Below are 13,973 nucleotides of genomic sequence, written 5' to 3' on the forward strand. Positions count from 1 at the left end.
ACTTTTGGAATAGGGACATACAAATTTTGAATGGAGCATCATAGACTCATATAAGGCTCCGTTCCATCGGATTGTAATTCTTGCTGAAGGGGGAGGTGAATTCCATTCCTCTTGTCGTTCGTTCAACCGTCAATGCTACGGGAGCAATTACGTTTACGGGCAATACACTCGGACTAAGCCGCTCCGAAACGTTAGGAGTGCCTGGTACACAGGATAGCATTGGGGCATTTTCGACTGTCAATGCGGATGTGCGTTTCGGGACGTATCCGCTGGGAACAACGAACTTGTACCAGAGTAATAGTTCCGCTGCGATCCTCGTTCTTCCTGCGGGGAGTACCGTACTATATGCGGAATTAATCTGGGGTGGAAGTTATATCAATGGATCGGTCAATCTGAGTGCTGCGATCAACAATCCGGTAACGTTGATCACTCCAGCGGGTTCATTCAGCGTTACACCTGATCCGGCAACCTACAATCAGTTCGATCTTGGGAACAATGCGGCAGGATATGTACGTTCAGCCAATGTCACAACACTTGTACAAAATGGGGGAGCAGGTACATATATCACCGGATCAGTCGTGGGAACGATTGTGATAACGAATGATTCCACAGCGAATCATGCCGGATGGACACTGGGCGTTATTTATCAGAATCCGAATCTTCCTTTTCGGAACATGTCATTACGTGCAGGCGCCGTACTTGTCCAATCGACTTCTCCACCCGTTGTTACCACACTGTCTGGATTCGCAACTCCCCTCTCCGGTGCACTTGGAGGAAGAGCACTATTCAGTGCACAGGAAGGCGACGCGAATCGGACAGGAGATCAGGCTTTGTTCGGACCAACCTCTGCAACATCAGTGGCCTTATCGGGACCGAACAACCTGGCTGCGAACTTTTTCGCATCTCAGATCAATGGAGATACCGGAGCGCTTAACACAACAGGTACTTTCGGTACTCGAAATCAGACCAATGGTGCTCCAGGCACCAATATTATCGGTGGACGTCAAGGCTGGGATATTACCAATGTGGATGTGTCGGCAAGACTGATCAACAACCAGTCGTCTGCGGTGTTGACGTTAACCACATCGGGAGATGCCTACATTGTCAACGCCAATGCGATTCAAGTTGATATTAATGCGCCCAAGATCACATTGGCTAAGGCAACGGTCGCCGCAGGTTCAGTTGCAGGGGATAGTATTATATATTCGGTTACCGTTACCAATGCAGGTACTGCGAGTGCAGCCAGTGTAGTCTTATCCGATTCACTTCCTGCAGGTCTTACCTTTATTCCAGGCAGTGTCACGGTTGCTGGCATACCCCGCCCAACCCTCGATGTGACCACAGGGATTCCGCTCGGTTCATTAAGTTTATCCAGCAGTGTCGTTGTAACCTATCGAGCCCTCATCGGTCAGGATGCAAGTATTCTACAGCTGGTGAATTCGGCCAATGCAGCCTTTACATTTCAAAGTGTAGCAGGGGGACCGATCATTACAGGGGTTATTCCGTCTAATAATTCCACCCTTACTGTATATTCACCCAACCTGTCTCTTGTGAAGTCAGCGAGTACAACCAATGCCACGGTGGGTGATCTGGTAACCTATACCATCCAGGTGAACAACGGAGGGAATGTTGCTGCCAACGTTACATTGAGGGATAACATTCCAAGTGGTAGCTCATATGTAGCAGGCAGCTTTCGGCTGAATGGAAATGTGATTGCTGGCGCCAATCCGGTTACCAGCGTTAACCTGGGAAGCCTCGCGGCAGGAAGTGCAAATACCGTGACCTTTCAGGTACTTGTAACAAGTTTGCCCACACCTCCTACGCTGGTGGATCAGGCAACGGCTTCTTATTTCTTCAATTCACCTGATGGTCGGACGATCACGGGAAACATCGCCTCGAATACCTTAACGATCCCGGTAACATTGCCCAATGTGACCACGGTAAAATCAGCATCCGTTACCGATGTTGCTGTCGGGGAGACGTTCACGTACACCGTAGTGACCACCAATAGCGGCATCCAGGTGATTAATAATGTGGTACTCACAGATGCTCTACCTGCTGGAGCAACATTTGTTTCTGGCAGTACGACTGTAAGGGGCTCTGTCGTACCCTCTGCAAATCCGAGCAGTGGCATCTCTATAGGAACATTGGCAGCCGGAAGTTCTGCGACAGTGACGTTTCAGGTGAATGTGCAGTCCATGCCTGCTTCGGGTTCGTTAGTCAATCGCGCGGTAGTGTCCTATAGCTCGGGTTCGTTCACGGGTATTTCCAACTCCAACTCGATTACAACCCCTGTATACCAAGCGGTTATCGGCATCAACAAGTCGGCGAGCCAAACCAATGCGACACTGGGGGATCAGCTTACCTACACACTTGTGGTAACGAACAGTGGGAACATAGCGACCCAAGTGAATGTGACTGATACGATTCCGACAGGGCTGACATTTGTCCCGGATTCGGTAACCGTGAATGGTACTGCACGTCCTGGAACCAGCCCATTAACCGGAATAGCGCTGGGCATTCTCCTGCCAGGGGCTAATGCCACAGTGGTGTTTCGCGCTACACTCACCACACTTCCGACTCCCCCGACACTGGAGAATCAAGGGACTGCAAGTTATACGTACCAGCTTCCAAGTGGACGGAATCTCTCAGGCAGCAGCTTATCCAATATCGTTCGTATACCCGCATCGGCTCCCAATATTTCTATTAGTAAAACAGTCAACAACCCGGATGCGACAGTAGGAGATGTGCTTACGTATACCGTTGTTGCAACAAACGCAGGAATTAGTGCTGTACAAAATCTGGTGATTTCAGATGCACCATCAGGCTCGGAATTTGTCTCGGGTAGTGTCACGATCAATGGAACTGCTGCTATAAACGCAAGCCCTATTACGGGAATTGCGGTGGGCACATTGAATAGTTCAAACAGTGTAACGGTGACCTATCAGACCAGAGTGAATTCCGTTCCATCCACAGGTTCGGTCAGTAACCGGGCTAATGCAGCATTTACGTCAGGCAGTTTTAATGGTGTTTCTTCTTCTATAACGGTAAATACACCTGTATTCCTGTCCGTGATACAAGTGGTGAAATCAGCAAGTACAACGAGTCTGACGGTAGGCGATTCCTATAATTACACCATCCAGATTAACAATACAGGAAATATTGCCGCGTCGGTTACTTTGACAGATCCCATTCCAGCAGGAGCGGTATTCAGTACAAATAGTGTCATTATTAATGGCGTACCAACACCTGGGGTTAGCCCGGAGACGGGAATCAGTCTAGGAGAGATTGCCGCAGGCTCCAGTACAACGGTCACGTTTGTTGCGACAGTTACCAGTTTGCCCGATGCAAGGCAGTTAATGAATCAGGCGGTTGCTTCATTTGCCTACACGCTTCCAAGTGGGAGAACGGTTGCCGGTCTCTCGTCATCGAACACCGTCACTATTCCAGTGTCTCTGCCCAATGTTACGATTGTCAACAGTGACAATGTAGATTACGGCGTAGTCGGGGATGTCATTCGATACACATCTGTTATTCGTAATAACGGCACAGTAGCCGTTAATAATGTGGTATATGTCAATCCTCTTCCTTCAAATACCCCATTTGTACCCGGAAGTGTCATTGTGAACGGGACTTCGTTCCCGCTCTCCAATCCGACCGCCGGCATTCCAATCGGTACGTTGGCTCCAGGAGCCGAGGTTACCGTAACTTTTGAGGTGACGATTACCATGCCGATTCCATCGCAGATTAACAATCAGTCGACGGTCAGTTTCACATCCGGTTCATTTTCGGGGTTATCATCGTCCAATACAACACAGACTCCGGTCATACAACCGCAGATTTCACTTGTCAAAACGGCGAACACAGCCAATGCAACCGTGGGTGATACGGTTGTTTATACAGTGAACGTCAGCAATGCAGGCAATCTGGAAGCAAATGTAACTCTCACCGACAACATTCCTGCTGCGACTACCTTTGTACCCAACAGCGTTGTCGTATCGGGTGTACCAGAGCCGGGAGTAACTCCAGGAACAGGCATTCCGGTAGGCATTGTAGCAGCGGGAGCGACGGCCGTTGTCACGTTCGCTGTTGTTGTGGATTCACTTCCATCTCCACAGCAGCTTAGCAATTTTGCTACGTCATCCTTTACATTTACACCTCCAGATGGGCGGACTTTGACTGGATCAGCGACATCGAATACGCTCACGTTCCCGGTCTCGTCACCAAACGTCGCTGTTGTCAAAAGCACAGCTTCCACTGCGGCTACTGTAGGGGATACGGTGACCTATTCCATTCTGGTGACCAACAGCGGAATTGCACCTGTGAACAATATTCAGTTTTCAGACCCGATTCCAGCCGGAGCTTCCTTTGTCACAGGAAGTGTCACAGTGAATGGGGTTGCGCAACCCGCAGCCAATCCGGCAGGGGGAATCCCCCTTGGTACATTGGGGCCTGGAACGTCCGCGACGGTCACGTTCAGTATCCGTGTCGACGTGATCCCGCCAAGCGATCAGTTGAGCAATCGCTCTACGGTCAGTTTTACCTCAGGTACATTCTCAAGCACAACCTTTTCTAATACCGTGGTCACTCCGGTGTACCAGCCTATTCTTTCGGCGCAAAAAGCAGCCAGTACACAAAATGCTACCGTTGGAGATACCGTCAGCTACACGATAACCGTGAGCAATCAGGGGAACTATGGAGCACAGATTAACCTGACGGATAACCTTCCAGCTGGAACCATTCTTGTGCCGAATAGCGTCATTGTCAACGGTCAACCGCTGCCAGCAGCAAGTCCGGCAACCGGCATCCCCGCAGGCAATGTGGCTCCCGGAGCTACGACCACGATTACCTTTTCGGTGGTTGTTGATACGCTGCCAAGTCCGCAACAACTGGTGAATCAGGCTTCGGTAGCTCTATCGTACACATTGCCGGACGGGCGGAACATCACGGAGTCCGTTCAGTCCAATGTGCTGACTATTACCGTATCGGCACCGGATGTCGATGTGGTCAAATCCACAACCTCGACGGCTGTATCAGTTGATGATGTCGTAACGTATAGCATCGCTGTAACCAATAACGGAATTGCAACAGTCAACAATGTGGTTTTCACGGATGCAGTGCCGACAAGTACCGTTCTTGCGCCAAGCGGCGTGTTTGTAGATGGTGTTCTGCGCCCTGGCGCCAATCCTTCTACGGGAATAACGCTTGGTTCCATCGCACCTGGAGCTACCGTAACTGTTGTATTTAGTGTGCAGGTTACGGCACTCCCGGCAAGTGCAGTGTTAAACAATCAGTCCACAGTCAGCTTTACATCAGGCGCTTTCTCAGCAACCACATTTTCCAATACAGTTACAACTCCGGTCTATCAACCTATTCTGTCGGCAGTCAAAACGGGAGATCAGACGATAGCTACGGTAGGAGACACCGTTGTATACAGCATCGCTATCTCCAATGCCGGGAACTATGGGGCATCCGTCACGTTGACCGATACCATACCGGCAGGAACAGAACTTGTACCGAATAGCGTTATTATTAATGGGGCTTCTGCACCGGGTGCCGATCCGGCTTCGGGCATTCCACTTGGTGTTGTTTCCACCACAACCCTGGTTACCTTCTCTGTCGTGATTGTGACGTTACCTTTGAGCCAGTCCATAACCAATCAGGCTTCTGCGACCTATTCCTATACATTGCCTGATGGGAGAACACTGGGAGGTAGTATCACGTCCAATCTACTCAACATCCAGGTATCTGCTCCGAACGTCAGCGTAGTGAAGACTGCTTCAGTAGTCGATGCTGTGGTAGGCGATACGATTGTGTATGAGATGATTGTGACTAATGAAGGAATTGACCCTGTCAACAATATTGTGTTAACCGATCCCATCAGTCCAGCCGTTACATTTATTACTGGCAGTGTGCTGGTGGATGGCGTTCCGCGTGGCTCGGCAAACCCCGCACTGGGTATAGCCCTTGGCAGTTTGGCACCTGGAGCGTCGATAGCGGTATCGTATGCAGTTCGGGTCAATACGCTGCCAACAACACCGGAAGTGAGCAGTCAGTCTTCCGTAAGTTTCACATCAGGTGTCTTCTCGGGAGCAGCGTATTCCAATACGGTTGTAACACCAATCTATCAGCCGATTATTGTAGTAACCAAAACGGGGAGTACCTCCAATGCAACGATTGGTGACACCATCACCTATTCTTTTGCAATTATCAATAGTGGGAATCTTGCTGTCAATTTGACCTTAACGGACAATATACCGAATGGTGCTGTACTTCTTCCTAACAGTGTTCTGATTGATGGTATTCCACAGCCAGGTGCCAATCCAGAGACAGGTATCGTTGTGGGTACCATACCCCCAGGAGGTTCCGTTATTGTAACGGTTACCCTCGAAGTTACTGTGGATTCGTTGCCGCAGGATCAGCAGCTGACCAACCAGGCGGTGGCCAATTATACATTCAGTCCACCAGATGGACGTGTGTTGACGGGGACTGTATCTTCCAATGTTCTAGTTATTCCGGTATCTGCACCAAATGTAACTGTTGTCAAAAGCACAAGTGCAATTGATGCCGTTGTCGGTGACGTGATTACCTATACGATTGTTGTAACGAATAGTGGCATTGAAGTGGTCAATAATGTGGTTATGGTTGACCCGGTACCTGTCGGTACGGTATTTGTTCCAGGAAGCGTTACGGTGGATGGCTTGCCAAGACCAACAGGCAATCCGAATACAGGCATCACGCTTGGTTCGATTGCAGCGGGTGCTTCAGTTACGGTTACATTCAGAGTAGAGGTTGTGGTGATATGAATCAATCTTCCGGTCCGTTGTCCCACTGGCTAAAGAATCAGTCCCTGGTTCGATTCAGCTCGGGTGCGACTGAACTGGAACAGGTATCCTATTCGAATACGGTTGTAACACCGTGGATCGGCCCCAGGATTGAAGTCAGAAAAGTGTGCAATGTCACAGAGGCTGCCTTGGGGCAGTCTCTTGTCTACCGTATTGAAATTGGTAACTCCGGAAATCTTCCGGCTGTAGTACACCTATTGGATCGGCTATCTGCAGAGACGTCACTGCTTCCCAACAGTGTATTGCGTGATGGTATTCCGTTACCAGGAGCATCGCCGGAGAGGGGATTGCCTCCGGCAGAGATCGCGCCGGGAGGCATGTTGAGATACTACTTCCAAGTTGTCATCTGGCGTTTACCTGCGGCACTGAAGCTGCTGAATCAGGCACAAGTTAACTATGCGTTTTTGACACCGGAAGGCAGAACGGTTACGGGTGTTGAACAATCCAATATAGTGGAGGTCGATCTGGTCTCATCTCGGCTGGAGATCTCCTTGCAGGCAGATCATATCCATACCTTCTCAGGGGACATTGTCATGTACACGGTCATCGTGAGTAATCCGGGTTTTATTGCAGCGACGAATGCCCAAGTAACGATTGCTTTGCCTCAAGGGATTGCTTTCATACCTGCGAGTGTCATTGTAAATGAGATGTTCGCACCCCAAGTAACACCTGATACGGGAATAGAGCTGGGGCAGATTGAGCCCGGAACTGCCGTTCGGATTCAATACAGGGTTCAGGTTGTAGGGGGAAGTGAAGCGAACGGAATATCCAGCGTAGCTGTACTAAAGTATATCTCCGCAGGCAAGCAGGAGACCATCTACTCCAATGATGTTACCCTGGAAGTGATTCAACCTCAGATCTCTGTGGTCAAAAGTGTACTCCCGGTCACAGCCACATTAGGAGATGCCGTCCGATATAATATTACCGTCTCCAATGCAAGCAGCTATGCAGTGGATGGAACCTTGGTGGACGTATTACCAGCAGGAATGACTTTCGTAGAAGGCAGTCTGGGTTGGAATGGGGTTAAACGCCCTGCAGCCAATCTGACCAGAGGGCTAAATCTGGGGACATTGACGGCCCGGTCTGTTCTGGATATTCAGTTCGAGGCAAAACTTGCAGAACGAGGTGAATTAATCCCTGATCACTACAGGTATGTGAATCATGCTAGCCTGATGTATACATTTCGGTTGCCGGATTCACGGACAGTGCAGCGGATGATTATATCCAATGAAGCTGTCGTCGAGTTGAAGACACCGATAATCCAAGCATATGTTCAAGTAGTACCGGCACTGGTCGAGCAGGGAGGCACAGTCACGTTCGACGTGCGTGTGGTGAATACGGGCAATTGGCCGGCACGCGTACAACTAGGGAGCATTTTACCAGAGGGTGCCAGATGGCTTGGGCAAGCTACGGGTGAGATCCAATGGAGCATACCAGAGTATTCCACACCACGGGTTCTGCATGTGGGGGAGATTGAGCCTGGCACGGAAAGGAACATCTCCTATGTAGTACAGTTATCTTCTGAACAGACAGGTACGCTTCAAGGAGCCTTGACCGTCATGTACACGTATGAATGGAATGGACAAAAACGGGCAGGAGAATCCCGATCCAATGAGTACAGCATCATTGTGGAGTCTGGAGAAGAATAGAGGGAACACAGTTAAAGGTGACTTGCCTGAAGAATTTGCTCAATCTGGGGTTCCATGACATTACACGAACGTAAATGAATGGTATACTAATTGAATATGAACTCGGCAATCAACCCGTGGAATCGGGACGTCGGAGTAGAGGAGGCAGCCACATTGGCAAAAGCAAAAGTAGCAAAAAGACCTACACGGGATGAGTTTGAACTTGAAGAGTTGGGAAATCAGCTGGTTGAAGCCTTTCGTGAACGTTCGGAAGTACTGTTGACGGTATGGGGCAAAGAAGATCAGGTGCAAGGAGTCATCGTCAAAATGGACTCTCGTACAAGACTCGTTCATGTAGAGTATACAGAAGAAGAGTTCACGGCAAAGGTACCTTTTCTGGATATCATGCGAGTACAATCTCCACGGTACTAAACGAAATGAACAGCATTTGAATAATTAGGGCATCCGCCCTGTCAAAGTCGTTCTTCCTGCATAAGATAACCCATACCTGTTGCAGAGGAGGTACGGTCAATGAGCGAAGTATTAGGTGGAGAAACAAGAGGCTACGGCTACGGAGGTTTCACTTCTGTAGGTGCCATTCTGGTTCTGTTCATCCTGTTGGTTATCATCTCCAAAGCGTTCTTGGTATAATTGTAGCATTCAAATGGTTGAAAGAAGCTCTGCCACCTTGGCAGAGCTTTTTTATTTCAGTTCTTGGATGGATGTTTGCGACTGAATATGCCATAGATAATTACGATAAGAACGGGATACAGTACGGCCCAGGAGATGTATTCAGTCATTGGCGAATTTTGTAGAAAATCGGTGTAAGTCCTGCTGACGTTATGTTAGAATATAACCATCCCTAGAGAAAGAAAGAGGTGTTTGGATTATGAGTAAAGAGTTAACAGAATCTTTAAATGAACAGATGAACTTTGAGTTTTATTCTGCTCATGTATATCTGGCTATGGCAGCATATTGTTCCAGCAAAAGTCTGGATGGATTCGCGAATTTCTTCATCGTACAGGCGGAAGAGGAACGATTCCATGGCATGAAAATATACAAATTCCTGAATGATCGTGGACAACGTGCCACACTTGCGGCTCTGCCAGAACCGAAGAATGAATATGCTTCGATGCTGGATGTATTTGAGCATGGTTATGCTCACGAGCAGCAAAACACGAAAAAATTCTATAATCTGGCTGACATCGCCTTGAATGAACGTGAGCATGCGACGATGTATTTCTTGAAATGGTTCATTGATGAGCAGGTTGAAGAGGAAGCGTTGTTCGACAACATTATTCAGAAGCTGCGCCGGATCGAAAAAGACAGCAATGCTTTCTACATGCTGGATGCCGAGTTCGGCAAACGTTCTTTCGTTGCTCCTGCTGAATAACTAGCGTAAGGGAGTCGAGAAGATTCCAGTAATAGAAGACCATTTACATACAGCATGATGCCATATGCTGATTGAAGACGATAAAGCTTGCACTTGTGCAAGCTTTTTTTGCATGCGAAAATTTTTCGTTATTCGTTATTCGTTATTGGTTTGAATAGCTTGAATTGGAGCAAAAGTCTATCAAATTCCTGAATGTGGGTAATAGAGGATATGTCACAATTGATCTATCCTGGCGGGATCTTTATTTTGCTCAAATCTATCAAATTCGTATTATATTTTAGGTTTATCTGACAAAAGTGTAACTCTACCGTAGCCTTTGAAACGAGAACAGGAGACGCTATCTTTGATAGTATTAGGATTAATCGCCAAGGGATGAAGGTAGAAAAACATGGACACCCGGGGAAATATAACACATAAGGGAGACTTTTAATTATGCTACATATTCGTAAATCTATCATGGTCACACTTGCAATTCTATTGATCATTCCACTATTACTGCCGCAGTCGGTATCTGCCAAATCTGCTACATCCAAGGAAAGCGCAAGCAAAGCGAGTTCCAAAATCATATACCTGACTTTTGACGATGGGCCAAGCGCTCACACGGGTCAATTACTCGATATTCTGGATCAATATCATGCGAAGGCAACGTTCTTCATGCTGGGTCCTCAAATGGAGCAATTTCAGAAGGCTACCAAACGAATCGTAGCTGACGGGCATGGATTGGGTTTGCACGGTGTGACTCATGTTCCAGGCAAATTCTATAAATCCGCATATAGCGGACTGAAAGAAATGCAACAGGCCAATGCAAGTCTGAACAAGGTTGCCGGAGTTAAAACAAGTCTCGTTCGGACGCCATACGGCAGTAAACCATACCTCAAGCCGGCGTTCCGTAATGTACTGCTTGGTCAGGGTGGATTCCATCTGTGGGATTGGAATGTGGATTCGGAAGATTGGAAATACAAGAAGGATCATCAGAAAGTCTATAACAGTGTAATGAAGCAGATCCACAATGTGCAAAAGAGCGGAACAACGCCTGTTGTGCTTATGCACGACCAGGAAGCGACGTTGAAGGTTCTGCCACAAGTATTAAAAACATTGAAGGCAGAAGGGTATCGTTTTGAAGTATTAAGCAAAAAAGTGCAACCGGTCAACTTCTGGAACGACAAGCGTTAATCTCTTCAATCTGTGGATCAGATCATAGATGGACCCGGATTACATTCTGGACACAACTCACAACTAAGGAGGTGCACATCATGAAAAAACAACCATTATGGATCACCATTCCGGTAACGACAGCCGTTTTACTCGCTCTTGCAGGGTGTGGTGGACCGGATTCGAGTACTGCATCATCAGAGAATGGTTCTTCTCCAGCGACAACAGTGGGCGAACAGACCCAGACCGGGAGCGGTGGTGCTGATTTTTCTAATGAAAATGAAGCCGGAACCCAAGAGAACACGACCACAACGGATAGTCGAGAAACATCAGGATCGAAGGCGAATGACAACCAAGCTGCCACGGGTCAGTCCGATGTGAATGAGGTAATTCAGCAAATTCGTAATCAGTTGACGATGAAGAAAGCATCAATACCCACATCCTTTACGTTAGAGAAGGGCTCATATTTGAGTGCGGTAATACCGTCTAACACTGCTGATGCGTTTAAAGTAAACTTCTATGCTACGACTAAGCCTGTTGCCATTAATGATGCATCGTTGACTGCATCTGGCAGCAAGGTATCTGTACTGGCTTCCTATGAAGTGAAGACCTATAAGGACCCCGATCAGCCAGAAATTTTCCCTGAGACGGACCTGAAAGATATTCCAGATGATATGGCTGTGGATCTGGGACATGGTATCAAAGGTATGAGTGAAGGTGCGGCAGGAAGTCAATACCTGACTTGGCAAGAAGGTAGATGGACGTTACAGATTCGTTCGGTTTCCGAAGATGAAATGAATAATCCGGGTATTGCGAAAAAAATGGTGGAATATCTGGAGTCACATACATTGCCTGTACCAAAAGATAAAGGGTATATCAAGGTGGAATATCCAAGTGGCGGAAAGTCTGTTCATGTAACGATCTCTTGGCAGGATGGTAATAAAATTCACCAGCTTAAGACCGATCAAGTACCATTGGAAGCCCTTGATATGGCTGTATCTGTGAAATCTTGAGTGCTACACGGATATTCTGCAATTGAATTGAGATTGAATTGAGATGAATGCTGGATTGTTGAGATACACGCATAAAAAGCTTGGCCCAGGGTGCTTAACTGGGCCAAGCTTTTTATTATAAGCATGTTATACGACTTGTGCAGCTGGTTTACGTGCTTACTTATGTTTTAATGGGTTAAAGCGGTACTTTCATTTGAACCACCCTTTTTCCTTGGAACGAGTGATGGCTTCAATACGGTTACTGGCATTTAACTTGTTGAGAATAATGGAAATGTAATTCCGTACTGTGCCCGTTGTAATGAAGAGATGTCCGGCAATTTCCTTCGTGTTCTTTCCGTCTGCCATGAGGCCGAGAACAGCATTCTCCCGTTCCGTCAGGGGATTCTCTTCTACATAAGCCTCATCGACCAGGTCGGGAGCGAAGATTCTTCTGCCATTCATGACTTGGCGAATGGATTCGGCAAGTTCTTCAATTGGACTGTCTTTGAGCAGGTATCCACGTACACCACCTTTGAGGGCACGTTCGAAATAACCGGTCCGGGCAAAAGTGGTCAGGATAATGACCTTGCAGCTCATTCCTTTGAGTTCCTCAGCGGCTTCAAGACCGCTCTTCACGGGCATTTCGATATCCATCAGACAGATGTCTGGTGCAAGTTCTTGCACCAGAGTGAGGGCTTCCTGGCCATTGCTGGCACGTCCGACAACTTCCATATCTTCCTCCAGATTAAGCAGGGAAGACAGGGCACCGAGCATCATGCGCTGATCTTCGGCGATTACAATCCTAATCATGATTCTGCCTCCTTTATCGGTTTGCGGACGAGCTTGGGAACATGAATGATGATGGCTGTACCCTCGATGTTTGTATTAGATCGAATATCCAGACAACCATTGACGAATTCAAGTCGTTCTTTCATTCCCAAAATTCCGGTTCCGCGTCGTTCTTGTTTACGAGTTCGTTCTATACCAACGCCATTATCCTGTACAGTTAGCACATTATCGGCGGGTGTCTCTTCAATAATGATGGTGCATGCGGTTGCCTGACTATGCTTGACTACATTGGTGACGGCTTCTTTCAAGCACATGCCGAGCACATTTTCATTTAATTGCGATGTGTCTTGCAGCTTCGGATTGCCTTCCAGCATAAATTCAATCGATGCGGCCTTCAGAATCTGCTCTGCCCGGAACAGTTCATCAACCAATTGGGTACCACGCATGGTTGTTACCATTTCGCGTACTTCCTTCAGAGCTGTGCTTGCCGTTTGTCTGAGGTCATTCAATTCAATCTCGGCCTGATCGGGATTACTGCGGAGCAAACGCTTCGCCAGATCGGTTTTCAGACCAATCAGTGAGAGCTTCTGCCCAAGAGTATCGTGCAGGTCACGAGCAATACGCTGACGTTCTTCCATTTTCACGAGATCATCCAGTCGTTTGTTGGCATTCTCCAGTTGGCCTTCCAATTGTTCAGTCTTATTTTTATTATACGTACTAATCGGAAGCAGGATGGAGGCCATTAAACTGATAAATACAAACGGGAACTGACTCACGAGCAATGAACTCTGATTGATGAAACCATAATTAATGGTCAGGAAACTGGCTCCCAAATTCACCGAATAGAGGGTGAAGAAACCGGCTTTATTTTTAATATTCCCAATAAAAAAAGCAAGAAACAATGAGAAATAGGCATAATCATAGGCGATCGTCATCGTAATGGATATGGCAATTAGCAGTCCAATCCACATGTACACTTGCCAACCCTTGGTGATGAAGGCGAGCAAATAACAGACGAAGAAGACGAGAATGATCACAATGCCGGTTACCATTGTCCATAATTTGGAATATTGTGAAATGTAATAGAAGGGCAGGATGAAAAAGACGAGCCATACATAAGGGTTCAACCCTGTATTTTTATAAAAGATCTGCATCCACTTTTGAATGGAAATTC

General features: G+C 47.5%; 9 protein-coding genes. 7 read left to right on the plus strand and 2 right to left on the minus strand.

Translation table 11 applies throughout. The features are described 5' to 3' along the window. The first annotated feature begins 95 nt into the window (after window positions 1-95). The 7 genes from WFI24_RS07640 (at window position 96) to WFI24_RS07670 (ending at window position 12,031) form a co-directional block, all read left to right on the plus strand. Window positions 96-6,806 (plus strand): DUF7507 domain-containing protein, encoded by a 6,711-nt coding sequence (locus WFI24_RS07640; RefSeq protein ID WP_336759779.1) that lies wholly within the window; start codon window positions 96-98, stop codon window positions 6,804-6,806. Beyond that, the gene (locus tag WFI24_RS07645; RefSeq protein WP_336759780.1) at window positions 6,803-8,494 is read left to right on the plus strand and encodes a hypothetical protein; all 1,692 of its coding nucleotides are present in this window, start codon (window positions 6,803-6,805) and stop codon (window positions 8,492-8,494) included. Before WFI24_RS07640 ends, WFI24_RS07645 begins: the two co-directional genes overlap by 4 nt. Window positions 8,495-8,647: 153 nt before the next feature. Continuing rightward, window positions 8,648-8,905, plus strand: coding sequence for a YolD-like family protein (locus WFI24_RS07650; RefSeq protein ID WP_036608707.1), 258 nt, complete (start codon window positions 8,648-8,650; stop codon window positions 8,903-8,905). Window positions 8,906-9,004: 99 nt separating this feature from the next. Further along, a complete protein-coding gene (locus tag WFI24_RS07655) occupies window positions 9,005-9,124 on the plus strand; it encodes a hypothetical protein (RefSeq protein WP_017688846.1) in 120 nt (39 codons plus the stop codon). Between the two features lie 238 nt (window positions 9,125-9,362). Further along, the gene (locus tag WFI24_RS07660; protein ID WP_145318150.1) at window positions 9,363-9,866 is read left to right on the plus strand and encodes a ferritin; all 504 of its coding nucleotides are present in this window, start codon (window positions 9,363-9,365) and stop codon (window positions 9,864-9,866) included. 432 nt (window positions 9,867-10,298) lie between these two features. Next, window positions 10,299-11,039 carry a polysaccharide deacetylase family protein gene (locus WFI24_RS07665; protein WP_145318147.1) on the plus strand — a complete coding sequence of 247 codons (741 nt, stop codon included), beginning with the start codon at window positions 10,299-10,301 and terminating at the stop codon, window positions 11,037-11,039. Window positions 11,040-11,119: 80 nt separating this feature from the next. Further along, a complete protein-coding gene (locus WFI24_RS07670) occupies window positions 11,120-12,031 on the plus strand; it encodes a hypothetical protein (RefSeq protein ID WP_336759781.1) in 912 nt (303 codons plus the stop codon). Window positions 12,032-12,220: 189 nt separating this feature from the next. On the opposite strand, the gene WFI24_RS07675 is transcribed toward WFI24_RS07670, so the two are convergent. Together WFI24_RS07675 and WFI24_RS07680 are read right to left on the minus strand one after the other, a co-directional pair. Continuing rightward, complete coding sequence (locus WFI24_RS07675) at window positions 12,221-12,820, minus strand: response regulator transcription factor (protein ID WP_336759782.1); 600 nt, start codon at window positions 12,818-12,820, stop codon at window positions 12,221-12,223. After that, the gene (locus WFI24_RS07680; RefSeq protein ID WP_336760263.1) at window positions 12,817-13,965 is read right to left on the minus strand and encodes a sensor histidine kinase; all 1,149 of its coding nucleotides are present in this window, start codon (window positions 13,963-13,965) and stop codon (window positions 12,817-12,819) included. Before WFI24_RS07680 ends, WFI24_RS07675 begins: the two co-directional genes overlap by 4 nt. Between the last annotated feature and the right edge of the window lie 8 nt (window positions 13,966-13,973).

The sequence above is a fragment of the Paenibacillus sp. USHLN196 genome (assembly GCF_037144955.1).
GTDB classification, from domain to species: Bacteria; Bacillota; Bacilli; order Paenibacillales; family Paenibacillaceae; genus Paenibacillus; species Paenibacillus xylanexedens_C.

Bases quoted from the DNA above. Each gene is read 5' to 3' on its own strand.
- WFI24_RS07645 (WP_336759780.1), top strand. From the start codon at position 6,803: ATGAATCAATCTTCCGGTCCGTTGTCCCACTGGCTAAAGAATCAGTCC.
- WFI24_RS07655 (WP_017688846.1), top strand. From the start codon at position 9,005: ATGAGCGAAGTATTAGGTGGAGAAACAAGAGGCTACGGCTACGGAGGT.
- WFI24_RS07660 (WP_145318150.1), top strand. From the start codon at position 9,363: ATGAGTAAAGAGTTAACAGAATCTTTAAATGAACAGATGAACTTTGAG.
- WFI24_RS07665 (WP_145318147.1), top strand. From the start codon at position 10,299: ATGCTACATATTCGTAAATCTATCATGGTCACACTTGCAATTCTATTG.
- WFI24_RS07670 (WP_336759781.1), top strand. From the start codon at position 11,120: ATGAAAAAACAACCATTATGGATCACCATTCCGGTAACGACAGCCGTT.
- WFI24_RS07675 (WP_336759782.1), bottom strand. From the start codon at position 12,820: ATGATTAGGATTGTAATCGCCGAAGATCAGCGCATGATGCTCGGTGCC.